Here is a 24,210-nt window from a genome sequence, read left to right as displayed (position 1 = left end):
TTCGGGAAGGCGTTGTCGGGACTGATTGCATCATCGGAATTCGCTTGCATTTGGGCAGCGGTTATGACAGCCGATGAGCCCAGTCGTAACACGACAGGTGCAGCATACTCCCCTTTCCCTCCTGTACCTTTCGACTCAGGCATACACATTCTCCTTTTTGCGATTGTATCGGTACCACGGACTATCAGCATTATTTATACTACTGCTCAAGCAGTGTTTTCCATATCATGTCTGTTCCATTCACCCCCTGCAGCTTACCAATTGCTTTTTCAGCATAGCGTATAAAAGCACCTCACAACAAAACAAAGAACAACTTGTGAGACAACAAGCTCCCTCACCTTTTAGACAATGTCTGCTGGGAAAGATTAGCAGCCCCCAGTAGATGAGGACAACCGTCATGCGCCTGGACTTGCTGACGAATTTGGATACGAAAGCCAGCATGACATCCCGGACACCTGGCAGACCAGGGAATGTAACGGGAGGTCGACTATCCGCAACGATCGGGTCAGGATCATGAGTAACAAGATAAGGCAAAAGCCATAGTAAGCGTGGAAAATTGTATTGCAGTTATCAGACAAGCCTACCCGCCACTTCTATTACGAGAATAATCCCAAGGTACCATGAGACAGGACCCAGTCAGCACCCCAGATAAAAACAGTGCTCGCGCACAAAACATGAACCCATTTTGTACGCGAGCTTTTCTGCAACCCTACGCAATAGGCTCAAGATGACTCTGTCGGGTTTGGGAAAGCGTTGTCGGCATTGACTCCATCATCGGAATTCGCCTGCATTTGGGCAGCGGTGATGTCAGCCGATGACCCCAGTCGTAATAAAATAGGTGGGACATACTCACCCTTTCCCCTTGCCTTATCTAGTTCTCGCATTATAGTTCTCCTTATACACAAACCAATGGTGACAATAATACATTTCAATCATTATATTTGTGGTACTTATCGTGTACTTTCTTTCGCACATTACGTCTCAGCAACCAATGGTTGCTTTTCTCAACATAGAACAAAAACACACTTACTAAAAGCTCTTGGATCACTCACCGTGAAAAGTTTTCCCATGAGGTTCTCCAGCCTGACCCAATCCATCTGTGAATGCTTGCCTCGCGCCTCATCCACCTAGACTAGAGAATCATGTGCTCGGGAGCCCCCTGGCATAATCTCTGCAATACCAAGCTTTGAGGCATGCAACAGTACCAACTCTTGGATCTTGTCGTCTAACGAAAATAGTAACGCTTACGCGTCCATGAGCATCATGCACGCGCAAGCATTATTAAAAACAACTCAAGATGGGCCTGTCGGATTCGGGAAGGCATTGTCCGGACTGATTGCATCATCGGAATTCGTTTGAACTTGGCCAGTTGTCATGGCCTCCGTTGATCCCAGTCGCAACACGATGGGAGGGGTATACTCTCCCTTCCTCCCCGAATCATTCAACTCTCTCATAGTTGCTCTCCTTTTTTGTAGGCCGCAGAAAAAACTCAAGGCTATGAATTTTCGTGGCCTCCGGCTCCTCACGTGGAATGCTTGCCAGCTTCCGCCTGCTCACGTGCAACACATAAGCATCGTGCTGCACGTGGACATTTTCAATGCGAAGGTAAGACTAGACAACCTCGCTTAGGATGGGCTGGTCACCCCGTCAAAAGCCGTGTCTGGATTTTCTCCATCATCAGAGTTCATAGCCGTCCCAGCCGCTGTAATGTCAGCTGATGACCCTAGTTGCAAAACGGCGGGAGGAACATACTCGCCCTTCCCCCCTGCATGCTTCAACTCTAGCATGGAAATTCTCCTTATTAATGGCAGTTTTTTAAGGATACTTCTTGCTACCAGCATTACTGCACTTACTACTCAAGTATTATTATTGTTATCTACTACACTTAACTCCCTGCAAATTATTCATTGCCTTCGTCAGCATAGCGGATAAAAGCACCTACCGACAAACCACGCAATAACTTGAGACGATATGTTTTCTCGATCTCTGAACTTCCCCAGCCAGATTCTGGCCAGTCTTCCAGCGCCCGCTCAAGGGATTCCAGATCCAAGTAGTCTCCGGCGTTACCATGGGCCATGAGTTGGGCGAGTTCTTCACGCAGGCGGGGTAATGCCCGGCCCGTGTCCTCGTACCAATCCGCAGCCTGTAACCCCCTAGTGCGCACGTCCAGGATCTCCGGCGGCAAAACATCACCCATAAGTCGCTGAAGCAACCAGCGCGCCTTCCCTTCACGTAGATACTGAGAATCCGGCACGGCGAGGCAAAATTCGATCAAACGCCGATCGGCGGTAGGATCACGCAACTCCACCCCCCCCAGATTGGCGGCAGAATAATAGTCGCCATTGTCGAAACGAGTGAGTCCCGCGATGCGCATGCGCCGGCCGTTTGCCCAAGGGCGGTAGCTGAGATCCCAGCCAGATTGTCTGGCACGCTCGCTGGTGCGCATACGTGCCATAAAGGCCGGGTGGATGGCCGAATGCGCAGTGACATCCCACTTTCGCCCGCGATATCTTTCGAACGCCGTCCACAGTGCGACCGGGGTATAGGCGGCAAGAGAGTATTTCAGCAATCGGCGCCAACGGACGTTCAAGCGGCGATTGAGGGCCCGATTTTCCCGCCACCACGTCAACCACTGCCCGCGCCCAAGCAGTGCCGGTAGATACGGTGCGCCATCGTAGGAAATCGTCAAGTTACCCATTGTGCCACTAAGCAGGACCTTGGCACCGCGTCGGGAGGCATCGGCACGAATGGCATTGACCCAGACCATGTTGCAAGGATTGAAGGGAGCTCGATCCATGGCTTCGGTATCTTCTCGAAGGCTATCGATCGGTGAAGTGCCGTCGGTGCGAATAAGGATATGCTCGATATTGGCAAAGCGTGCCGCGAGCGCCCGCGCACCGGGCTCCTCGTCGGCGTGCCGGCCCCTCGGCACTGGCCCGGCGAATCCCTTGCGGGGAACGGCGGTGTACGCCAGCAACGGGGCGTTACGTTCCGCCAGTTGGCGTGCGGCAACGGCCGTGACGGTGGAGCTGTCAAACCCGGAACTCAAGTGAGTGGCAACCGGACCGATGGCCCGCAGACGGCAAGCCACCGCCCGCTCCAACTGCTCTCTGAAGGCCTCCAGATAATCATCGTCGCTGGGCAAGTGGATTTCACGTTCCGCATCGAAACGGTGATAGCGGTGTGTGGTGACCTGCTCGTCTTCGAGAACCAGCGTGTGACCCGGCTCAATCCTGTAGACGTCCTTGAAAAATGATTCCGGTCCGGTCATCGGCAACAAACACAGGTAATCGTGCAGGCGTTCCTCGCATAGGGCCTTGGTGATGCCGGGGATGGCAAATAGGGCCTTGGGCATGGTCGCAAACGCAAAGCGCCCAGGCTGCTGATGCCAGAACAAAGGGCGTGTCCCCAAGGGATCACGGGCCAGCCAGAGCCGGCGCCGCGGCGCCTGCCAGCAGGCCAGGGCGAAATCGCCCAGCAAGTGCTCGACGGCCTGGGTATCCCAGCGCAGGCACGCGCGCAGAACAAGGGCGCTATCAGCCATCAAGGCTGTTTCTGCAGCGGGCAAGTCTAGCGCCTTGGCAATTTCATCCCGATTGTCCAACCGACCGTCGAAGACCACAGTGGTGCCACTAACGGCATCGACCAGTGGCTGGTGATCCAGGCAGTCCTCCGGCGTTGTACGTAGCAGTGTGCGCAGCAACGTAGCAGACCCCTGATACCAGTGATTTTGGGCATCCTTTCCGTACGGCGTTAGTAGTGCTTGCATGCGCTCCAGCGTGGTTCGATCCACAGGGCGGCCATCCGAACGGAAGATTCCTGCAATCGCACTCATATCATGCTCCTGCCAGGCTGGGCCTGGGTGAGCAGATCACCAAGACGCTCGAATAAAACCTCGGCAACCGCCTCGGGACGGCGTACGGTCACGGCATGACGATAGAACCGTCCCACATCCTGACCGGTACCGATAGCCACCAGGTGGATGGGACTGGATTCAATCTCGGCAATCACCGCACGCAGGTGGTTATCCAGAAATTCGCGGCCATTGGCGCGCACCGTGTCCTCGTCATGAGGAGCGCCATCCGAGAGGACCACCAGCACCTTGCGCATCTGAGGCCGATACATCAGGCGTCGTGCCGCCCAGTGCAGCGCTTCGCCATCGATATTTTCGTGGCCAAAACCCTCACGCAGCAGGAGCCCCAACAGGGGGCGAGCGCGGCGCCAGGGTTGCTCGGCAGTCTTGTACAGAATATGCCGCAGGGCATTGAGCCGCCCCGGCGAACCATGACAACCCGTCTTACGCCACCGCTGGCTTACCGGGTTGTCAGCACTGAAGCGGGTGGTATAGCCAAGTACTTCACACCGCACCTGGCAGACCTCCAGGGTATGTACCGCAAGGTCGATGGCTAAAGCTGCCATATGTCGACGCACCCCGCGCATGGAACCGGATTGATCGACCAGCAGGGTGACGCAAGCCTCGGGAACCGGCGCTTCGTTTTCGAGCCGGAAAACCCTATGGCTCGGTTTTGTTCCGACCAGACGCGCCAGCCTTCGACTATCCAGAACCCCCTCCTCCTGGTCGAAAGTCCAATGCCGCAGTCGAGCGGCCAGCAACCGGCGCTGCAGGCGATGTGCGAGTTGTCGAACTCGTTGGCGATCAAGGGTATTCAAAGCCTTGAGAGCCGCCGCGTCGTCGGGGTGGTACCAGCGAGTGGCGAGATGTTCTTCATCCCAGTCGCGGGTGAACACGATATAGTCAGGAAAAGCCTTGGTGAAAACCGGATCTTGACGTTGGCCACCGGAGCGCTCGAGATCGGCATCCGGGTGTTCCGCATCCGAGCTCGAGTCGGCGTCCAGCATCGTATCGTCGGAAGGCGCTGAATTCGGCGCTGGATTGTCTTGGCTGCCATGGCCATGGAAATCCACCAATGCCTGTATTAGTGGGTGCAATACCTCGGCGAAGCGCCCCCCATCGGTCAACACACGTCTTGCCGCTCCTAGCCCTTCGATGACGTCAGCATCGGTCAGTGGCTTCGACATGGCTTCTCGAGTCACCGGAGCCGACTGCCACGACAAGCGCCATCCTTTCAGCGAAGGCCGTGGCAACATCCTTCTCTTGGGTTCCTCCTCTCGCACCAGGATGGCAGTGCCAATATCGGCCTGGCCATCGAAGATGCGCCGAGCGGCCAGGTAGAGGCGAGCCATCCCGGGATCAACCGGGGACAATGCCTTCAGGTGACCGAGATTACGCGCCATGCCCGGCAGGTGCTCACTGGCCATGGTCTCCACCCGGGCTCGCTCCAGAACGGCATACCAAGACCATTCGATGTCGGTGAAGCGTAGATCCTCTCTCGGATCGTGCCAGCGCTGCCAAGCGGCCTGCGCGTCCGACTCCTTGCGACTCCTCACGGAGAACGGGGCAATCGGCCCAGGGAAGCAGGTCAACGGGCGGTCCTGGCCGTAGGTCCGGCACCAGGCCTCCATCAATCCCTCGACTCGAGGGGGCTCAATAGAAGTCCGAGACATAGGAACTCTGGATCAATTCAGCATCGAGACAGCGTTGGAAAAACTCGGCCACCAGAGGGCGTTCCGTTTCGTCACAACGATTCAGAAACGCCAGACGAAAAGCTTCTGCGGGATCATTCAGCAGACCGATATTCTCGCCCCAGGTGATCAGGGTGCGCAGGGATACGAGTGTGGACAGATCGCCCTGACCATAGGCTTGGCGGCAAAGGCCGGCCAGTGCCACCATGCTTTTGACCCGATCGGAGTCAAGACTTGGCAGTCGGGCCTGGAGGATCGCCTGCTCCTGTGCGGCGGGCATATAGCCAAGTTCCACCACCACATGCCAGCGGTCCATTTGTGCCTGGTTCAAGGCCTGGGTGCCGGCATAAAGACCCGATGCGTCGCCCTGGCCGGCAGTGTTGGCGGTCGCGAATAGCCGAAAGGCGGGATGCGGTGTCAATACGCGGTTCTGGTCGAGGAGGGTCAGCCGACCTTGGGATTCAAGGAGCCGCTGGATGACGAACATGACATCTGGGCGCCCTGCGTCATATTCATCGAACACTAGGGCGACAGGACGCTCCAGGGCCCACACCAAGATGCCGGGGACAAACTCCGTGACCTGCTGCCCGTCACGAAGCACCACCATATCGCGACCAATCAGGTCAGCCCGGGTGATATGTCCATCCAGATTCACGCGGACACAAGGCCAGTTAAGGCGTGCTGCAACCTGCTCGATATGCGAGGACTTTCCACTGCCGTGAGCGCCGTGGACGTATACCCTGCGATTGTGCGCGAACCCCATCAGGATGGCCCGAACGACATCCGGCACAAACTGAAAGGCCGGGTCCGGCTCCGGGACATGGGCCTTGGCCAGGCTGAAAGCGGGAACAGGCCAAGGGACGTCCAATCCAAACGTTTGCTCGGTATCGCAAAGAATGTCCGGGATCGACATGGTTTCAGTCTTAACGGCTTCAGTCATGATAAAGAAGTTCCCTCTATATGCTGCAACAGAGGCTCGATACTGGTATCCATCTCATCGAGCGACCATGGCCTGCGGAAGCGGTAAACTCCGATCCGGTCTGCCAGGCGGGCACTCTCGTGCAACAACCGTGCCGGGCCATTGAACTCCTTGCCCAGTTCCGGGCGGTAAAGCGATGCCATCACCACCTTGAAGGCCGCCACTCCCGTGACCGGCTCAAGGCATGCGGCTTCACCCTCCTCCGCCCGCTCCAGAACCACCAGCGCCCGTAGCGGCTGTGGGTCAGCCTGGAAGCCCTTTCGCAGCATGAGGTGGTACTTATCGGCACGTGTCAGATCTCGTACCAAGCCATGCCGGTCGATATCCAGCGCAGCCAAGGCATCCTTCCAAAGCTTAAGCCGCGCAGGACCAGGGTAGAGGATCGGTTGCTCATCTTCCGGCTTGATCACCGCCACATCGTCACTGACCATTGGCCAGCCTTGGGTATAATGCAGCCAGGCACCCAGGGTGGACTTGCCCGCGCCCGAATGGCCAGTGAAGGCCCACACCCCGGCAGGCGTTTGCAGTGCACTGACATGCAGCGGCAAGTAATACCGCTGATGGAGCAGTACTCCCAGCGCAGCACCCAGCAGATATAGCCGTACATCCCCGGCCACTGGCAACCGACCTTCCGCATGGGGTACACGGCGATCTACCAGGATGCGCCGCCCCTGTTCAATCCGATAGCGGGCAACCCCCTCGACCAACAACTGGCAACGTTCCTCGGCGACCTGTACCCATGGCCCATTGGGGCTTGCATCCTCCATCACTTCAGATATCTCAGGGGTGAGAATATCGATATCGGGCTCGGAGCAGTCCGGTGTTGCGGCAAGCTCCGGCAACTCCAACTGTGAGGACAGTTGCAAGCCGTAAGTACGGTAGTGGAATCGATGAGGAACCGAATCAGACACCCCACGACGTTCCTGATGTCCAATTTGCGTCTCGGTGGTCGGTATGTTTTCTTGTTGCATGTTCACGAACCATCCCTATTCGAGTTGGTGACAGCTGGCATAACCTTCATGTTGTTCGAGAAAGACTTCGCCCTGTCGACTTCACTGCAATAACCTTGAGGATTCCGGCATTGCCAGCGCCAAGTGTCGGCCATCATTGCATCGAGGCTACGGCGGGCCTTCCAGCCCAGTTCTCTCTGGGCCTTGGTCGGGTCGGCCCAGAAGGCGGCGAGATCGCCTTCACGACGGGAAGTGAAGCGGCTAGGAACCGGCTGGCCCGTGACCCGCTCGAACGCTTCCACCATCTGCAGTACCGAGTAACCCTGCCCTGTTCCCAGGTTGTAAATATGGACCCCGGGTGTTTCCAAACTGGCCAGGGCCTGCAAATGGCCTTCTGCCAGATCCATGACATGCAGATAGTCACGCACACAAGTCCCGTCAGGGGTCGGATAATCATTGCCAAACACGGCAAGCTCCGGCCTTCGTCCCACCGCTACCTGAGCAATGACCGGCATGAGGTTATTGGGGAAGCCTTGAGGATCTTCACCGATCAAGCCGCTTTCATGGGCGCCCACCGGATTGAAATAGCGTAATAATGCCACCGCCCATCCCTCATCCGATCGGCATAAATCCTCCAGTATCTGCTCGACCATCGCCTTGGAACTGCCGTAAGGGTTGGCAGTGATGCCTCTTGGTGTAATCTCTTGATAAGGTACGGGGGCATCACGACCATATACGGTAGCGGACGAGCTGAAGATCAGCCGGGTGACACCAGCTACCTGCATTGCCTGACACAACGCCAAGGTGCCATACACATTGTTATCATAATATTCAAGTGGCTGTTGAACACTTTCACTTACCGCTTTGAGTCCAGCAAAGTGAATCACTGAAGAAACATCATAATCATGGAATAGCCGGGCAAGACGCTTCTTGTCTCTGATATCACCATGAACAAAATCGATAGGTTTTCCGGTCAACTTTTGTACTCGCCGAAGTGATTCAGATGAGGAATTGACAAGGTTATCGAGAACCACAACCTCATATTCGGCTTCGAGCAATGAAAGCACCGTATGAGAGCCGATATAACCGGCTCCACCAACCACGAGAATCGGCATACAGCCTCTCAAATTAAAGACTGATTTTGTATGAACGAGTTCAAGAAAATATCACCTTGCAATCAAGGCTTGGTAAGCTTTTAAGTAGCTCGATTCAAGGATCTCGCGAAACCAGGCCTTTTTGCCAAAATTTTTTACGATCGGTGTCTTTAGCACATCACCATCCAGTGTGGACATGATCATCACTTGAAGTGTGTCATCTTTGCGGTACTTCTCCGGAGCCGAAAGCATAAGTTCAATTAGCTTCCTGTTGTTGAAAAGTACAGTTGGGTTGGTATAGTAATCGGCATCCTGCAATACAAGTGCCTGCCAAGTACCAACCCGGATCTCCCAATAATAGAAATCCAGCCAGTCATAACCATATTTTTCGACATCCCTGAAGCTCGAGCGCTCCATCCAGGTTGCAAATTCCTGACGGATCAACTCATGCCATTTTCTGCTGAATGGGACTCGTTTATAGATCGGCACCATGGCATCAGCGGTTAGTGCCATCTCAGCAGTATGAAACTTTCGCCTCACGAAACTTCTGGATACTTCTGAAATACTTGAACGCACTTCGAAATTGTCATTAACACCAAAATATTGCTGTCTGGCAAAGGTATCTTTCACGTTGGGAGCACGGGTTTCACCCTGCAAACCGTGATACAAAACACTAAACTCTTCAGATGGATGCACGTTACTCAGCTGAATCTCTTCAAATCTCAAAGACAAGAGTTGAGATAATTTCTTGGTACAAAGCAAATCCCGGCGTGCATTTCCCTCGCCTGCGAAGGTGAAAAACTGAAAGTTATCGCGTTGACCTACTGTCGCAGCAAGTGTCATACGACTATCAACGCCACCACTCAAGGCACAGAAAATTGGCTTCCTGAACCAAGCCAAGCAATCAACCGAGCTTAACAGAACTCGAGACACCTCGTTGATCACTTCATTAACGTCACGTTCCAATCTATTTGAGCGAGGAAATATACGCTGAGCCCTTAGCTCACCAGCTCTATAAGTTAGTGAAAGGTTCGGAGTTAGCACCTTAACACCTTCCACCTCAGTCATGTCGGCAGGGCAGTGTCTAATACCAAGGTGATAAAATCTGGTACTGGAGAGACTCCTGACATTAGAACATAACGGCAAGGAGAAAGCTTCTCTTATAAAATATGCATGAGAACTTACAGCGAATTCATTTGAATCATTAACCACTGCCGGGGAAAAATAATTAACAGGCAAAGATGCACAGGCATCAGGTAGTATTTCCAGCATCTTTTTTCCACCAACAAAAACAACGAACCTTCCACTGCATTTCGCCAATATATCGTAAAACCTTTCCTTGGACTCAGAATACATTTCAACAATCTCTAAAACAGCGTCCTCCCCTGACCTCCCTGAAAAAGGATCATAAATATGCCCAAGAACAAGGATTTCAACACCTGCCTTGTCAGGTGCCATATAATATTTGTCAGAAAAATTATGTTGAATATTCAAACCGAAAGCATTTACAGAAAACGGGAATCTTTCTTTAAACTTCACAGAAAATTCTTTACCCTCAGGCAATGCAAGGTAACTATTAAAAGGTATTCTCTCAGCAGTCATAAAATCTTTTTAGTAGCCCATCTCAGTACTTATGGGTGTCGTAAACGGCAAGCCTTGCTGTTGCGCTCGCAAGTTTTCGACAAAGACTCCAATCGCTCTCTCCAGATAAAATGGCGTGGTACCGGAAACATGTGGAGTGATCAAGACGTCGTCACGCTTCCACAAAGAAGATTCTTTTGGCAGCGGCTGCTCTTCGAACACATCCAGGACAGCACCTTGGAGAATGCCGTTATCCAGTGCACGCAACACGGCGTCGCCATTCACCACACCACCGCGAGAAATATCGATCAGCAGCGCCTGAGGTTTCAGCTTGGAGAGTAATTCATCGTTGACTAGCCCTTGAGTATCATCAGTAAGCGGCAAACACACCACCAGAAAATCGGTATGAGCAAGCTCCTTACCAATAAGCGACCAAGGCACCACTCGATCGACATACTCCACCGGGCGCAAGTGACGCAGCGTGCCAACGACCAGCATATCGAAGGCTTTGGCACGACGCGCCAGGCTCTGGCCAATATGACCAAGCCCTAACACGGTGAGCTGACAGCCGGTTAGTTCGCCAAGCCAGGTACGCTGCCATTCACCACGCCGGGCCTGGTCATGGAAGCGGCCGAACTGCTTGGTGAAGTATAAAATGGCACCGATGACGTACTCGCTTATTGGCGCGCCGTGTACGCCGCTACTCTTGGTCATCAAGATATGCGTCTTGTCGAAATCCATCTGCCAGATCTTTTCCACCCCGGCAGAGAGGAAGTGGATCCACCGGTAGCCACCGAGCCGATGAAGCGCGTCCGGCAGCCAAGGCAGTGTAGGGGCGATCACCACATCGAACACAGCACCTTGAGGTACGCTTTCCACATCGCTGGCGAAGACGATCTCTGCCTCCGGCAACTCGTCATTCAATAGGCGGAACACCTGCTCGCGCTGCCGTTCAAGCACGTGGGCCTTCTGCAAGTAGAGAATATGCCTGACCAGGAATGGAGTGCCGATGGTTATTGGAGCGCAATGCTGGCTCATGCCAGCCCCCCTTCCCTGCCCAGACGAAAGGCACAAGTAGCCAGCTCACTCTGGTTAGCTTGCAATGTGGTGCTATCAACGTAGTGCCACTGAGCTTCGGCATTGCGCAACTTGGCGATCTCTTCCGGAAAGTCGAGATGCTCCATCAGTTCCAAGGAGGAGGTTGCGCCGCCATGGAAGGTACGAGAAAGAATCACCCACTGCGATTTCAGGCGCACATATTCACCTAGCACAGTTTCCGCCGCCAGCTCACCATGGCCAATACAGGCGATGCCACCTACCCCCCAAGTCACCCCATGCTGGTTGAGCAATTCGGCACTGGGATCCAAGAGCCGCGCCGCCATGGGTTCGAACAGAAAACTCAGTCCCATACCCAGGGAAAGATCATTCAAGCCGATATGCACTTCATCATGGCCCGGTGTGAGCAGCGGGAGCCAGTCAGCTAAGCGCACTAGCGCCTGTGGGGTTTCCGCCAGGAAGGTCACCGGCGCTCGGCTGCCGACCAGGTCAAGAAAAGCCGCCACCTCGTCACGTTTGGTAAACATCGGCAACATCAAGCGCTGGGCTCCGTGATCCAGAACAGAATCGATCTCCCACCGAGTGCCAGCGTACAGCGGGTTGAGGCGTACCATCAGTTCGGCCTTTCTCAGCACGCCGGCCACAGCAGCGACCTCTTCCAGGCTGTGAACGACCATATGAGTATGCAGGTGGCCCTGACGCTCCGCCTTGCCCCTCTCCTCCTGATCCATGAAGATGCGTGCCACACCATGCTGCTCGATAAAGGCCGCTATTTCAGGACTACCGGTAATCATCATGTACTTGAACTGACTCATTTCAGCGTCTCCTCGACGTCTTTATCGTCAGTTGGGCGGCCATTGGCACGATTGCGGTAAGCGCGCCAGTTGAGCCCTTCCCCACCATAGATACCTCTGCCCAGAAACACGACCCGAATGGTCTGCAGGATGATACCGATGTCGTAGAGGAAGCTACGCTTCTCAACGTACTCAGCATCGAAGGCCAACTGCTGCAACCAATCCAGGCTACGTCGACCACGCACCTGTGCGAGCCCGGTAACTCCCGGGCGTACCCAGAAGCGTTTCATATAACCAAGTGGCACTACCTCCTTTTGCTCCATCAGTACCGGACGCGGTCCCACCACACTCATTTCGCCTTTGAGGATATTGATGAGCTGAGGCAACTCATCGAGACTTGTGGCACGAAGGAATCTCCCGGCAGAGGTGATGCGCAGGTCCCGACCACAGCTAACCACCGGCTCTTTATGTTGATCGATTGCTTCAGAAGCACGGTGAACCATGGTGCGAAACTTGAAGATCAGGAATGGCTGGCCATAAAGACCTGCGCGTTGCTGGCAAAAAAACACTGGCCCCTTGCTGTCCAGCTTGATCCACAACGCCACCGCCAGCATCAGCGGGAATAACAGAATCAGCGTCGCTGCGCTGGAAAGCATATCGAAGAGCCGCTTCACAGCATCATTCATGCCAACTCCATGACCTCAAGGATCCCCTTGTTGACCTTGTGCACATCGTAGTAACGCTCTACCAGTTGCCTGGATGCCTCGGACATCCGCAAAACCAGTGCAGGCTGTTCCAGGAAGATCCGCATGGCATCTGCCAAAGGTACGCTCTGACGCGGCTCCACGAGAAAGCCGTTCTCGCCTTCCACGACGGTTTCACGACACCCTGGCGCATCGCTGGTGATGATGGCCCGCCCCATACTCATGGCTTCCAACACTGAGCGTGGCGTGCCTTCGCGATAGGAAGGCAGCACGAACACCGAGCATCGTTCGATCCAGGGCCGCACATCCTTTACTCCGCCAACGAACTCCACTACCCCTTGCGCCTTCCAGCACTCCAGGTCTTCTTGCGTACAGGCATGGGGCAATTTAGGATCAAGCGGCCCAACGGCAATAAAGCGCGCTTGGGGGAAATCGGCAGACACGACACGCGCCGCCTCACAAAATTCGGCAATGCCTTTCTCTATGAGCAGCCGCCCGATGAACAGAAAGACCATCGGTCCTTCTGGTAGTGGCTTGCGGGCAAAGTGTTGCATATCAACGCCGGAGCCATAAATGCGAACAGATTTCTCCGGGTAGCGCAAAATACCGCGGTCGATGAATTCCTGGCGATCATCCGGGTTCTGGAAAAACACCTTGTGATTGCAGGCCAAGCCGGCTAGGTACAGCACCGAGATGATCCGCCGTAGCCGGCGTGTCTTGGCGCTGTCCGTTGTGAATACATGGCCCAGTCCTGTAATCATGGAATAGATCCGCGGGACACCCGCAGATTTCGCCGCCAGGCTGCCATACACTACTGCCTTGACGGTATAGCCAAACACGACCTTAGGCTTGACCTGCATGATCAGCTTGCGAAGGCTGAGCAAGGTTAGTAGATCCTGCAACGGGTTGACGCCGGTGCGTCCCATGTTGATGGGGTGAATCTGTATACCAAGTTCTTCCACCTCTGTCAGATAGTCTGCTATCGGCACGGCAGCAGCAACCAACAAACCGACGGACAGCATATCGCGTATCAGATCGCCACGATTGGCAACCAGTGAACGAGCATTTCCGGCAATAATCAAAACATCGATACTCATAGTCTTCGAAAACGTATCTTCAAAGTACTGAATGACGAGGCTGCGAGGATAACAAACAGCCCTAGAAACTTGGTCCTATGGCGGATAGCTGTACCTATATTAGTAACACCAATAGAAAAAATAAAAACAAGCGCACCAAATATAAGCAGAAGCGCAATACACTCATCTTTCTTCTTGACTAATGGCCATCCTTTATAAAGGCGCCAGGCAAGGAAAGAATACATCAGCATTGCTGCCATACCGAGCGCTTGGCGTGGACTTCGAATATCCCAAGGAAAAGGAGAAAACATGAAATAGATTACTCTCATGGGAATAAGCCAAGGTTGGGTATAGGGATTTCCCGTAGCAACAAAGCCAGGATATGCCGACCCACCGAGAGGATCTTGTTCAAACCGCGATTCAATTAACCCCGCAACATTCTCTTCTTCATTTTCCCCACCTATTGTGATCCCTTTAGCCAAGCTTATTCCACCGCTACCAGCAATGAAGGTCAAAGAAATGACAAGTACCGCGATAGAGGAGAAAAGTTTGCTAATATTACGACGATTCGCCACAGCTCCCTTAACGCTAGAAAGTATTAACTTTATAGAAAAGTAAGTCAAATATAACGCCACTCCAACTATAGCACCAATCCATCCCGGATGGATCATCACAGCCATTGGAAAAAACAGAAAAGCTATACAAATCCAGCCAAACCCTTTACCAGAGACCCATTTCAAAAAGAAAAACAACCCTATCAAGAAAACCAATATAGAAAACTCTTCTCTCAAAGCAATAACAGAGTTAAAAGCAGCGAATGGGAATAAAGCCATGATATAAGCACTAATAATCGCTGGCTTACGCCCCCACAAATCATACGTCATGCTAGCAGCAAGGAAAATCACTATCATACCTGCAAGAAAATTCAAGCTAGGTAGAACCAAATTATGAGCGCCAAAAGCTTTAAAGAAAATAGCGCCTATTGTACTGTAGACATAGGACGCCTTATAATTGAAAGTGGCAAGGAGATTCGGCCAGTCCAGTAGTGACCACTCGAAAGCCCGCCTCGTGAACACCAATGCATCAGCATTTCCACCGGGCGGATTAAATATATCATTATGATCCAAAACGATAAGAGCAACCCGGAACAAAAAACCCACCATCATTGGCATCATTAGCCAACGATATCTCACCGTCACGAATAAACAGAACACGAAGGAAGTAAGAAGCACAAGGCTCAAGAAAAGAAATGTCATTAATGTGGCACCAAAAAAGATAGATAGTTGAAGCGGCCCTAAGTTTTCATAATATCATCATAAAGATCAATATGCTTTTTTGCCGATATCTCAATCAAGTAATCACCGGAATAACGCAGAGCATTGCATGAAAACGTGTTTCTCATATTTACATCGTTAATTATTTTATGAAGCGCTGCACAGTAATTTTCAGAGTCAAACTCATCAACCACTATACCATTACAAACCTTATGCACGATTTCAGAGCAACCACCCACATTAGTAACAATAACAGGCAGCCCGGTCAGAGTAGCTTCAATTTGCGCAATTGGCAGCCCTTCCCATAAAGAAGACATCACAAAGACATCAGAATCATGCAAGAGATCATGTACATTATTTATATTTCCAAGAAACTTCACATTATCTTCAAGAGCCAATTCTCTTACCAAGCACTCAAGCTTCTCTCTTTCATAACCTTCTCCAGCCACTTTAAGTAAAAAATTGCGATCAGCCAACTTTGCCAATGAAGTTATCAACAGGATTAGATTTTTTTGTTTATATAAATTTCCGACACTGATAATGTTTACTTTTTCATTGAACTTACAGTTTATTTCTTGTTCATTTTTCCTTCGTATCCGTTGAATTGACACTCCATTATCAATCCTTATCACAGGCCGTCTAGTTAAACTTTCAAGAAGATTTTTGCACGCCAAACATATTCCCACATATCTAGAAACTCGAAAGTCAATAAGCTTGTAAATAAACTTATTTACACCAATGTTTATATTATGGTGAGTGTAAACCACTTTTGATTTTCTTAAAAAGAAAGAAAATAGTACCGCATAATACAAGTGGCAGTGAACAATATCCGGATCGAATATTCTCACTATCGTCCTTAAACTCATGATACCTTTCCACGGCCTTTTCCTTGCTGCGGATCCAATAAAAGAATAGTGAATACCATTTTTTTCTAGCAACTCAAGAAACGATCGCTCAAAATCTCTATCTCTGCCCATTTCTTCCGCGCGGTCCAGAAAGAGAATGAATACTTCATGCCCCGTATTCGTCATTTCAATTGAGAGATCTCTGACATATATTTCAGCCCCCCCCGCTGCTGCAGAAGAAATCACATGCAAGATTCTCATAACCGACTCTTCTCAGAAATGATACCCAAACAATTCAATATCTTTTTTATATACTGATTTTACAATTTCAATCATGTCTTTATTAGAATATGAGTCGTGATAGTCAGAATTGTCAGAGGTACTATTTTCATGGCCAATCAAAATTTTTCTTCCAATTTTTCTTTCCACTTCTTTTATGTTATTATCCAAAGATTCGACTTTCCCTAAATAATCCACCATCAAGCAGTTATTTGCATCGCATACATAAGTATATTGCGGTCGAAAAATATAGTCGATTTTACTTACGTCCTGGTTGATGAGCCACTCGAACAAAAATTTTTCAAAAGTGTCAAATTCCGATATTTGATACTGCTCTGGCCTGTGAACACCCATCGACATCGTCTTTCCTACTCTCGCAAAGCGATAAGCTGACAGGACTCTATCCCAAGGGTTTCGAACAAAGGAAAATACGAAAGCCTCTTCGAAAAGAGCAGGAAACTTCGATTTAATTTCACGTGCAGAATAATGGCCAAGTGTGCGTCCGTAAATAGACTTATTAAGACTAGTTCCTGCAGCTTTGGGTATATGAATATAAATACAAGACTCTCTATACCAGTACATATAGCGCCGATATAAATTAATCTTATGCTTAAGAATTCTCATGTTAACCAATTAATCTCAACGCTACCTCAATATATCGATTCGCCACGCAGGGGATTGTAAATTGTTTAAGATGTTCCCTCAATTCAATGCTCGATTGAGGTTCCATATCTCTTGTTCGGATTGAAATATCATGATGGTAATAAATTTCTGAAATATTTTCTGCCATAGCTTTAAAATCATCTACTCCCACAAGCTTACCAAACCGTCCATCTTTAAGTATTTCCTTAGGTCCACTTGGACAATCAGTTGCCACAATGCTAACACCACTGCCCAAGGCTTCAATCAATGCATTGGGTAAGCCTTCCCAGCGAGAAGTAAACAGGAAAATATCATATTGATGTATTTTTTTTTCAATTTCTTTATCGAACCCCCTCAGAAAAATATGGCCTTCCATATCCAGTTGAGAGATTTCTGATAATATCTCATCACGCAACTCTCCCTCTCCATAAATATCAAGGGATATACTCACATTAAATTCTTTTATTGCGTAATGCACGGCCTTCAAAAGCATGTGGTGGTTTTTCGCTTTACTCAATCTACCAACGGTAATGGCAGTTAATGTTTCCTGACAACCACTTTTCTGCAACCTTTGATGAAAGCAAGGCAAATCTAGATTAAGAAACACTGGATTATAAATACAGAAAATCCTGTCAGGACTTACTTTATAACAATCTGACAAAGCCTTACCTGACTCTATAGAGTTGACAATAGTCAAATCTGAACGACGACAAACCTTCTCATGAAGCCTTGATTGAACTAAATTATATAACCCCTTTTTAGAATAACGATATCTTTCAGCAACATTGGTTCTTACATTTGGAACTATTTTGCATTTGTGCTTAGATAAGACATGCGCATAATATGTGATTATATTGGGAATGTCCGCGAATGAGAAAATCACATCAGGTTTTGTTTTCTCAATCACTCTTTTTATATTTAAAATCCTTGATAGGATGTTTGAGTCATGGACTTTTTCTATTTTAACATCAGAGCGAATATCATATTCTAAGTTTTTTTTTGTTTTCCAATATGCATAAACAACATTGTGTCCGAATTGACATAATGCATTTGAAAGTCTAACAGCCACCTTTTCCGCTCCTCCACCTCCACAAGAAGAGCACACAAAAAGGACTTTCATAAAGCTCTTTTCCTAACAGAAGAAATCAACCTGACAATTGATAATGGAGAAATTAACTGTATAATTCTTAGCCAGTCAGCAGTTTCTAGACAGCTTATGAAAATAACATTTAACTGTGTTAGAGAAAAAAGACAACTTCTCTTTCTAGCCAAAGCCAAAGAGATGTTTTTACGATTAGCCAAATGCCTCAGATCGGCAGCCATATCACTAGAAGGGTTTTCTTTTAAATAACTGGATACGGTATTATAGACTGGATGCACTTTATCGACTTTACTATTATTGCCCCCATATATGACGCCACTATTGTCTATAATGTAGCAAGAGGTTATCTCTTTAGAAATGACGATACTATCGCAATGCAATAGCATTCTGAGCCATAAATCACTATCACCACCCCGCTTACACTTTCCTGCTGGAAAACCTCCAGCCATGTTAAAAAGTCTTTTACTTATAATAATGGAATTGGTATGAAAAATGTCCTTTCTTGAATACTTTGAAATAGCCTCTTTACTGGTTACTTCACCTTCACTTTCATGAATAAAAATTTGTTTTTTACCCTTTTCAATTTTTTCTCTTGAAAAGTTAAAAGACTCAATATGCGGATACTCTTTTATAAGTCTTGCAGCTTGCTGCAAATGATGATCATACCAAAAATCATCGGCATCCAAGAATGCCAGCCACGGATAACGAGCCTTGAAAGCCCCTAGATTCCGCGCAGCATAACCTCCAGGTCCAGGTTCATGTCTCTTTAGAACTCTTACTTTCTTGTCTTTATATGAGTCAATAATTTCTGCACTTCCATCTTTAGAACAGTCATCAATCAAAATTATTTCATAATTATCATTTTTTTGATTCAAAATTGAATCAATGGCTAATCTTACATGTTCCCCTTTATTAAAAACGGGCATTATCACAGAAAACATTATATCATCATGACTATTCATATATTAATTCCGAAGCGTGGTACCGACTACTGGGCATAAAATTCCAATCTGGCATTGAGGATGCACTGCTGCCTAGGTAGCGATTTTTCCTTCGAAAATTGCTATATCATGACGCCATCACGCTGAGGAATCAGTGACCAGGAATTTCTTCTCTCATGCCAGTCTTCTAATGACAACATTCGCCCACTTGCAACACGGAAGGAAATAACTAAAAGTTATATTATTTTAAAATTTTACGCCTTCTATGGATTTCGTGAAAATAATCAATCACATTGGACCTGAAAAGGTATGAAATCAACAAATATCCTAAACAGAATATGATCCCAAAAACAAGAATGAATAACAAAGGCGGGATTTCCAGTAAAGCATGTGAGAACAACACTGCCCAACCGAGAACAAGTGAGATCAACAGTTGAAGTTTAATATCTCCCCATTGCTCTCTCAATGAATAGCCAATAAGTTTTTCTGAATAGTATTTGTTCGGGTAATAAGAAACTATAGATTGAACTATCTGTGCTACTAAAATCCCTACTATCCCGTACTGAAGTCCAATCCAAAGAAAAATCACCAATAATATTTTCTTGAAAATCTGCAAGCCCAACAGAATGTCTGACCTTCCCAAAACTCGTAAAATATTCAGATTAATAGAATTTAGAGGAGTAAGCACAGAAGCAAGACACAGAAGTTGAAAATAAAAATGTGCGTCATACCATTTTTCAGGAAGAAAAATCATGAATATTGGTTCTGCTAGCGCTGCAAGCATTATAACTACTGGAAAGTAAAAGAATGATGTGACCTGTATGGTCCTTCGATAGCCATTTTTCAAACTACATATATCATTCTGCTTCTTTGATAGTGCCGGGTAAGTAACTTTTTGGACTGAATAGAGAAGCTGGTTGATTATCAACTCTCGTATTCTATCTGCAAAGAAATAAAGACCTGCGGTATTTGCCGAGAATATTTTTGCGATAACAATTACATACATGTTTTTAAAAATTATTTCCAATATCCCGGAAAGAAAAATTTTATAACTGAATTTATACATTGCAGCTAAAGATTTTCGGCTCAATGTGAGCGTTGGCTTCCATCCTTGGACATACCATAACAGTACTGTATGAAAAAAGGACGAAAGTATCATCTGCACTACTAACGCCCATACACCCATACCCAAATATGCCATAAAAACTGCAATACCCCCCGATACTATGCTAGAGGGAAGACTGGCTTTAAGTTGGGCTTTGAAATTAAGATCACGACTCAGGCTAGCAAGTTGGACTACTTGAAAAGAGTTAATAATTATTCCAATAGATGCAATACGAATCAAACTTATCAACCTAGGCTCTTCATAGAACCCTGCAATATGAGGTGCAGATAGATATAAAACCCCATAGGATATAATTCCCAACACCAAATTGGCATAAAACGCCGTATTGAAGTCTGTCTGAGTGATATCCTTTAAACGAATTAAGGCCTGTCGAAAACCGGAATCCATCAATGATTTTCCGAGAGCCAAAAAGACCGCCATCATCGCCACCAGGCCAAAGTCTTCAGGCACAAGGAAACTTGCAAGCAGCAGGGTGACAAAAATACTGACACCACGCTGTGCAAGCTGTTCAATAAAGCTCCAAACAATACCGATTACTGTCTTGTTAACGAGAGACAAACGATCTACCTTTAATTCTATTAAAATATATGTGTGGGGTTCCGGATGATCGACTGAACTATAGAAGCTATCCTTTGCTGGCAGCCAAGGAGCTTCTTCATCAGGTCATTCGGGAGCACGGATATGGACATCAAATTGCATAAGCAGGCGACGACCACCCCCAAGATCCGCGCCGAAATCCAGGCGGCGCCTGCCAGTATCAGCGATAGTGAGCTGGCTCGCCAGTACGGCGTCTCCGACTCGACCATTCGCCGCTGGCGGTACCGAGACGATGTTCACGACCGTTCTCACACGCGACACAAGTTACTGGCGACGCTGACCACTGAGCAGGAAGCCGTGCTGATCGCAGCGCGGGAGTTCCTGCGTCTGGGCCTGGATGATCTGTTGGTGGTGGCCCGTGAGTTCCTCGCCCCCCAACTGTCGCGTTCCGCCTTGCATCGGATGCTCAAGCGACGCGAGGTGCCGACGCTGGCCGAATTGGCCAGACGAGATACTGAGGACGGCGAGGCGCCCAAGCACAAGCCGTTTCGAGACTATGTCTGAAAAGATCTTATCATCGATATCAAGTACCTGCCGCAGATGCCCGATGAGCGGCAGAAACGCTATCTGTACGTGGCCATCGACCGGGCGACACGCTGGGTTTATCTCGAGGTGCGGAGCAGTCAGTCGGCTCAGGACGCCCGATCGTTCATGAAGCATGTAGTCGAGAAGGCGCCGTTCAAGGTCCAGAAGGTGCTGACCGACAACGGCAAGTCCTTCACCGACCGCTTCACTCGGGCGGGGGAGCGGACGCCCAGTGGCCACCATCCCTTCGATCAGGAGTGCCAGCAGCACGGCATCCAGCATCGTCTGATCAAACCGGGACGGCCACAGACCAACGGCATGGTCGAGCGCTTCAATGGTCGTATCAGCAATGTCCTGACGACACGGCGGTATGCGTCAGGAGAAGACTTGGAGCAGACCCTGAAGCGCTACTGTTGGCTGTACAATCACCACATCCCGCAGAAGGCACTGCATCACCAGCCGCCTATCGCCGCGATGAAAGACTGGCAAACCAAGCGGCCAGAGTTATTTCACAAACGGGTAATCAATCACCCGGGACCCGACATATATGATTAATTTTTCATTACCCGCTAGCCAAGTTCCCACGCTATAGCACCCTATTGATAACGACGTTCTTGCAAGCCATCTGTCTGTTTCCACGTGTCAAACCAGCTTAGTTTTCGTAGCTGAAAAATAGCTTGTAATTTTATTTCATTAATTTGAATTTATTTTCAATATCTTTATGCGACAGATCATTTGCACAAATTAAAAAACCTAGCCAGCCTAGGGTCATCGCTTTCAGTCTCACAAAAACTTTTCTATAAAAACTACCACCTTGTAAAGCATTAATGGCTGAAAGATTGTATTTATGAGTAATGTCAGAGGTTAGGGAAATCGCACTAGGGAGTGAAAGGACCGGCGTCCTTGACACTTCTAGCAACTTGCTAAACCAAAGGTCGTCTGATGTTGGTGCACAGTTAAGAAAATCCTCCATCTGTAAAAGTTCCGTATTAAAAAAACTCCGCCTATAAGCAACCCCTCCACAACCTATAACAACAAAGTCATCATGAAACTCCATCTTTTCTCTTACTACTGGCCATAATATATATGATGTATGCTTTCCAAAAAAATTTCGCCTTTTCCTCCTTACTCTAGACGATATGGCATGATTAGGATACTCCTTACTTACTTCAACAATAGTTTTCAACCACTCCTTGTGATAAATAACATCATCATCAACAGTGATTACCAGATCATTCTCATCTACTTCAAATATGATTGGCAATAACTTTCTGTATGATCCAGTGTTTTCAACCCAGCGAATATCTAGTATATTACATAGTTCAGGAAATGATTCAACCCACGAAGGAAACTGGCTAAACCCGTCATCTTCCAAGTATTTTTCTTTTGAAATCGATAATATAATCTTATCTGGTGCAATGCTTTGCCTACAAAGGGATAAAACGCTATACAAGCACATTTCAGATCTAGAATATGTGGTTGTCAATGAAATAATAACCATAAATTATTTCAAACAATGAGGATTGAGTTGAAAATCATAGTCAAATTTTACTGCGCTATCCTCGCATATATTTTTTATTGCTTCATAATTTTTTTCACCAAAAAAATCAATGAACGATATCTCATTATTTCCTTTTCTCTGATATTGAATATCCACATCTCCACTTATATCATATTTCACAGATAGACCCATATCTTGAGCCAAGATATCAATTACATGTTTTTTGTCGAGCAAAAAATCTTCGTATCGCACGAGACGAAAGCATTCCTTGTTATTCAAATAGAGTTTCGCCGATACATCCCATCTGTGTGCTAAAGCCTCAATGTAGTTTCTACTTAACCTTCCATTCCAACTACTATTTAAAGCCAACCTCCATATTTTTCTGTCGTTAAGTACCCTGTAATCATCATAATTTATGGACTCAAGATTTCCTGGAATTCTCAATCTGCTCAAAACACTTCTTATGGTATCAAGAGGATGTCGCATCACCATTATATATTTTGAATCAGGAAACAGTTTTACCAAGTCATCATAAAAGTAAGTCAGCCACGGTTCCTTAACGATTGGACGGGAAAAGTCATTTTTATGCTTTACTGCAAAAGATGAAAAGCTTTGACATCCGTAAGAAATTCTTAAAGGCCAACTACTATCTTCCACAGAGTCTAATAAATCTAAAGTCGCTGGCATTTTTGTTGCTTTCGATAATAATGCTGCTATTGCGGTCGTTCCTGATTTCTGAGTGCCCAATATAAACACAGTTTGGAAACTTGTGATCTCCTCAAGACTCTTTAGATCTCGCCTATGGTTAAATTTTATCATCTCGCTCTTGATGCGACGTTTCATTAGGGATAATCTTTTCCTCTTCATGCGCCCACCACAAAACTAGAGCTTGCTTTTATTATCGTATCAACCCAAGATTGAAGAATACAGTTCTCAGTCAGAATTAAATTCTGTCAAAATAGTTTTCTACGAAAAACTCGTTTGCCAAAAATATCAATTCATCGTCTCTCAATATGTCTGAAAAGATCTTATCATTTCTATATACCATCCATCTTTCAAAAACATCTTCTTGTGATATGGTACTATTGATTCCTGAAAAACTACTCCCTCCCCCAAACTCAGGAATGCTATACATCGCCTGTTCTGCTTCAATGAAATTGTCCAATGACAGCTTTACAAATAACTCTTTCCGATATTCACAGCTCAAAACAAATTTATTGTAATCAATGAAGATAAGCTTCCCATTTTCTCCGTGATAATAAAACTCACGCAAATATTTTTTTAAAATTTCCTTTTTCTTTACTAGCTTTTCCGGAGTTGACTTCCCATGTTTCATGCTACTTGCCAGCCAATTGCATGGATCTCTTAAAATAATTAAATTTTTATCAGCAATACCGTTTAAAAGCCTGTATGACAACTTCTTGAAGTCAACATCCTCCATCGAATATACTTCCTTGCAAAAAATGAATTTTTTGACAAAATCAAAGACATTTTCTTTTCCCTGCTTTCCCGAATCTACTTTTCTCTCTCCGCTATTGTAAATAATAACTCTTCCAGCAACAGGCATCAAAGAAAAATTCATTCCATTTCTGTGGAATCG

The 24,210-nt window shown here is 47.9% G+C and carries 19 protein-coding genes and 1 pseudogene; 1 reads left to right on the top strand and 19 read right to left on the bottom strand.

Going from position 1 to position 24,210, the window contains the following annotated elements; translation table 11 throughout:
• Positions 1-1,900: 1,900 nt before the first annotated feature.
• The 16 genes from L861_RS02470 to L861_RS02400 form a co-directional block, all read right to left on the bottom strand.
• Positions 1,901-3,835, bottom strand: a complete 1,935-nt coding sequence (locus tag L861_RS02470) for an asparagine synthetase B family protein (protein ID WP_016414965.1) — start codon at positions 3,833-3,835, stop codon at positions 1,901-1,903.
• Positions 3,832-5,526 (bottom strand): cobaltochelatase CobT-related protein, encoded by a 1,695-nt coding sequence (locus L861_RS02465; RefSeq protein ID WP_081645757.1) that lies wholly within the window; start codon positions 5,524-5,526, stop codon positions 3,832-3,834. Before L861_RS02465 ends, L861_RS02470 begins: the two co-directional genes overlap by 4 nt.
• Positions 5,507-6,484 (bottom strand): AAA family ATPase, encoded by a 978-nt coding sequence (locus L861_RS02460; protein WP_016414963.1) that lies wholly within the window; start codon positions 6,482-6,484, stop codon positions 5,507-5,509. The genes L861_RS02465 and L861_RS02460 overlap by 20 nt, the downstream gene beginning before the upstream one ends.
• A complete protein-coding gene (locus L861_RS23475; RefSeq protein ID WP_144062944.1) occupies positions 6,481-7,500 on the bottom strand; it encodes a hypothetical protein in 1,020 nt (339 codons plus the stop codon). The genes L861_RS02460 and L861_RS23475 overlap by 4 nt, the downstream gene beginning before the upstream one ends.
• Positions 7,497-8,588, bottom strand: coding sequence for a UDP-glucose 4-epimerase GalE (gene galE, locus L861_RS02450; RefSeq protein ID WP_016414961.1), 1,092 nt, complete (start codon positions 8,586-8,588; stop codon positions 7,497-7,499). Before galE ends, L861_RS23475 begins: the two co-directional genes overlap by 4 nt.
• Before the next feature lie 51 nt (positions 8,589-8,639).
• Positions 8,640-10,169 carry an asparagine synthase (glutamine-hydrolyzing) gene (locus L861_RS24425; RefSeq protein WP_144062943.1) on the bottom strand — a complete coding sequence of 510 codons (1,530 nt, stop codon included), beginning with the start codon at positions 10,167-10,169 and terminating at the stop codon, positions 8,640-8,642.
• A 9-nt stretch (positions 10,170-10,178) separates the two neighbouring features.
• Positions 10,179-11,186: a D-2-hydroxyacid dehydrogenase gene (locus L861_RS02440; RefSeq protein ID WP_016414959.1), complete on the bottom strand. Its 1,008-nt coding sequence runs from the start codon at positions 11,184-11,186 to the stop codon at positions 10,179-10,181.
• Positions 11,183-12,019 (bottom strand): acyl-CoA synthetase family protein, encoded by an 837-nt coding sequence (locus L861_RS02435; protein ID WP_016414958.1) that lies wholly within the window; start codon positions 12,017-12,019, stop codon positions 11,183-11,185. Before L861_RS02435 ends, L861_RS02440 begins: the two co-directional genes overlap by 4 nt.
• Positions 12,016-12,684, bottom strand: coding sequence for a sugar transferase (locus L861_RS02430; RefSeq protein ID WP_016414957.1), 669 nt, complete (start codon positions 12,682-12,684; stop codon positions 12,016-12,018). The genes L861_RS02435 and L861_RS02430 overlap by 4 nt, the downstream gene beginning before the upstream one ends.
• A complete protein-coding gene (locus L861_RS02425) occupies positions 12,681-13,799 on the bottom strand; it encodes a glycosyltransferase family 4 protein (RefSeq protein ID WP_016414956.1) in 1,119 nt (372 codons plus the stop codon). The genes L861_RS02430 and L861_RS02425 overlap by 4 nt, the downstream gene beginning before the upstream one ends.
• On the bottom strand, positions 13,796-14,953 hold the full coding sequence (locus tag L861_RS02420) for a glycosyltransferase family protein (protein WP_144062942.1): 1,158 nt from the start codon (positions 14,951-14,953) through the stop codon (positions 13,796-13,798). The genes L861_RS02425 and L861_RS02420 overlap by 4 nt, the downstream gene beginning before the upstream one ends.
• 119 nt (positions 14,954-15,072) lie before the next feature.
• A complete protein-coding gene (locus L861_RS02415; RefSeq protein ID WP_016414954.1) occupies positions 15,073-16,158 on the bottom strand; it encodes a glycosyltransferase in 1,086 nt (361 codons plus the stop codon).
• Between the two features lie 12 nt (positions 16,159-16,170).
• Positions 16,171-16,800, bottom strand: a complete 630-nt coding sequence (locus tag L861_RS23985; protein WP_081645756.1) for a sulfotransferase family 2 domain-containing protein — start codon at positions 16,798-16,800, stop codon at positions 16,171-16,173.
• A gap of 1 nt (position 16,801) precedes the next feature.
• Positions 16,802-17,938, bottom strand: coding sequence for a glycosyltransferase (locus L861_RS23980; RefSeq protein ID WP_081645755.1), 1,137 nt, complete (start codon positions 17,936-17,938; stop codon positions 16,802-16,804).
• The gene (locus L861_RS23975) at positions 17,935-18,882 is read right to left on the bottom strand and encodes a glycosyltransferase family 2 protein (RefSeq protein WP_081645754.1); all 948 of its coding nucleotides are present in this window, start codon (positions 18,880-18,882) and stop codon (positions 17,935-17,937) included. Before L861_RS23975 ends, L861_RS23980 begins: the two co-directional genes overlap by 4 nt.
• 220 nt (positions 18,883-19,102) lie before the next feature.
• On the bottom strand, positions 19,103-20,545 hold the full coding sequence (locus L861_RS02400; RefSeq protein ID WP_016414951.1) for a lipopolysaccharide biosynthesis protein: 1,443 nt from the start codon (positions 20,543-20,545) through the stop codon (positions 19,103-19,105).
• Between the two features lie 123 nt (positions 20,546-20,668).
• Between L861_RS02400 and L861_RS02395 the strand changes: the two are divergent.
• A pseudogene (locus L861_RS02395) lies at positions 20,669-21,664 on the top strand (DDE-type integrase/transposase/recombinase).
• Between the two features lie 130 nt (positions 21,665-21,794).
• On the opposite strand, the gene L861_RS23970 reads toward L861_RS02395, so the two are convergent.
• The 3 genes from L861_RS23970 to L861_RS02390 form a co-directional block, all read right to left on the bottom strand.
• Positions 21,795-22,610, bottom strand: coding sequence for a glycosyltransferase (locus L861_RS23970; protein WP_081645753.1), 816 nt, complete (start codon positions 22,608-22,610; stop codon positions 21,795-21,797).
• A 3-nt stretch (positions 22,611-22,613) separates the two neighbouring features.
• Positions 22,614-23,453, bottom strand: a complete 840-nt coding sequence (locus L861_RS23965; RefSeq protein WP_161629070.1) for a sulfotransferase family protein — start codon at positions 23,451-23,453, stop codon at positions 22,614-22,616.
• 100 nt (positions 23,454-23,553) lie between these two features.
• Positions 23,554-24,192 carry a hypothetical protein gene (locus L861_RS02390; protein ID WP_144062941.1) on the bottom strand — a complete coding sequence of 213 codons (639 nt, stop codon included), beginning with the start codon at positions 24,190-24,192 and terminating at the stop codon, positions 23,554-23,556.
• Positions 24,193-24,210: the final 18 nt, after the last annotated feature.

This window comes from Litchfieldella anticariensis FP35 = DSM 16096, assembly GCF_000409775.1.
In the GTDB taxonomy this organism is placed as follows: domain Bacteria; phylum Pseudomonadota; class Gammaproteobacteria; order Pseudomonadales; family Halomonadaceae; genus Litchfieldella; species Litchfieldella anticariensis.
Note: the sequence above shows the minus strand (reverse complement) of the source record. Positions and strands in the feature narration are given on the sequence as shown.

What these genes read in the sequence shown, in the direction of transcription:
- L861_RS02470 (WP_016414965.1), bottom strand. Translation starts at nt 3,835, where the DNA reads ATGAGTGCGATTGCAGGAATCTTCCGTTCGGATGGCCGCCCTGTGGAT.
- L861_RS02465 (WP_081645757.1), bottom strand. Translation starts at nt 5,526, where the DNA reads ATGTCTCGGACTTCTATTGAGCCCCCTCGAGTCGAGGGATTGATGGAG.
- L861_RS02460 (WP_016414963.1), bottom strand. Translation starts at nt 6,484, where the DNA reads ATGACTGAAGCCGTTAAGACTGAAACCATGTCGATCCCGGACATTCTT.
- galE (WP_016414961.1), bottom strand. Translation starts at nt 8,588, where the DNA reads ATGCCGATTCTCGTGGTTGGTGGAGCCGGTTATATCGGCTCTCATACG.
- L861_RS24425 (WP_144062943.1), bottom strand. Translation starts at nt 10,169, where the DNA reads ATGACTGCTGAGAGAATACCTTTTAATAGTTACCTTGCATTGCCTGAG.
- L861_RS02440 (WP_016414959.1), bottom strand. Translation starts at nt 11,186, where the DNA reads ATGAGCCAGCATTGCGCTCCAATAACCATCGGCACTCCATTCCTGGTC.
- L861_RS02435 (WP_016414958.1), bottom strand. Translation starts at nt 12,019, where the DNA reads ATGAGTCAGTTCAAGTACATGATGATTACCGGTAGTCCTGAAATAGCG.
- L861_RS02430 (WP_016414957.1), bottom strand. Translation starts at nt 12,684, where the DNA reads ATGAATGATGCTGTGAAGCGGCTCTTCGATATGCTTTCCAGCGCAGCG.
- L861_RS02425 (WP_016414956.1), bottom strand. Translation starts at nt 13,799, where the DNA reads ATGAGTATCGATGTTTTGATTATTGCCGGAAATGCTCGTTCACTGGTT.
- L861_RS02420 (WP_144062942.1), bottom strand. Translation starts at nt 14,953, where the DNA reads ATGATGCCAATGATGGTGGGTTTTTTGTTCCGGGTTGCTCTTATCGTT.
- L861_RS02415 (WP_016414954.1), bottom strand. Translation starts at nt 16,158, where the DNA reads ATGAGAATCTTGCATGTGATTTCTTCTGCAGCAGCGGGGGGGGCTGAA.
- L861_RS23985 (WP_081645756.1), bottom strand. Translation starts at nt 16,800, where the DNA reads ATGAGAATTCTTAAGCATAAGATTAATTTATATCGGCGCTATATGTAC.
- L861_RS23980 (WP_081645755.1), bottom strand. Translation starts at nt 17,938, where the DNA reads ATGAAAGTCCTTTTTGTGTGCTCTTCTTGTGGAGGTGGAGGAGCGGAA.
- L861_RS23975 (WP_081645754.1), bottom strand. Translation starts at nt 18,882, where the DNA reads ATGAATAGTCATGATGATATAATGTTTTCTGTGATAATGCCCGTTTTT.
- L861_RS23970 (WP_081645753.1), bottom strand. Translation starts at nt 22,610, where the DNA reads ATGGTTATTATTTCATTGACAACCACATATTCTAGATCTGAAATGTGC.
- L861_RS23965 (WP_161629070.1), bottom strand. Translation starts at nt 23,453, where the DNA reads ATGAAACGTCGCATCAAGAGCGAGATGATAAAATTTAACCATAGGCGA.
- L861_RS02390 (WP_144062941.1), bottom strand. Translation starts at nt 24,192, where the DNA reads ATGAATTTTTCTTTGATGCCTGTTGCTGGAAGAGTTATTATTTACAAT.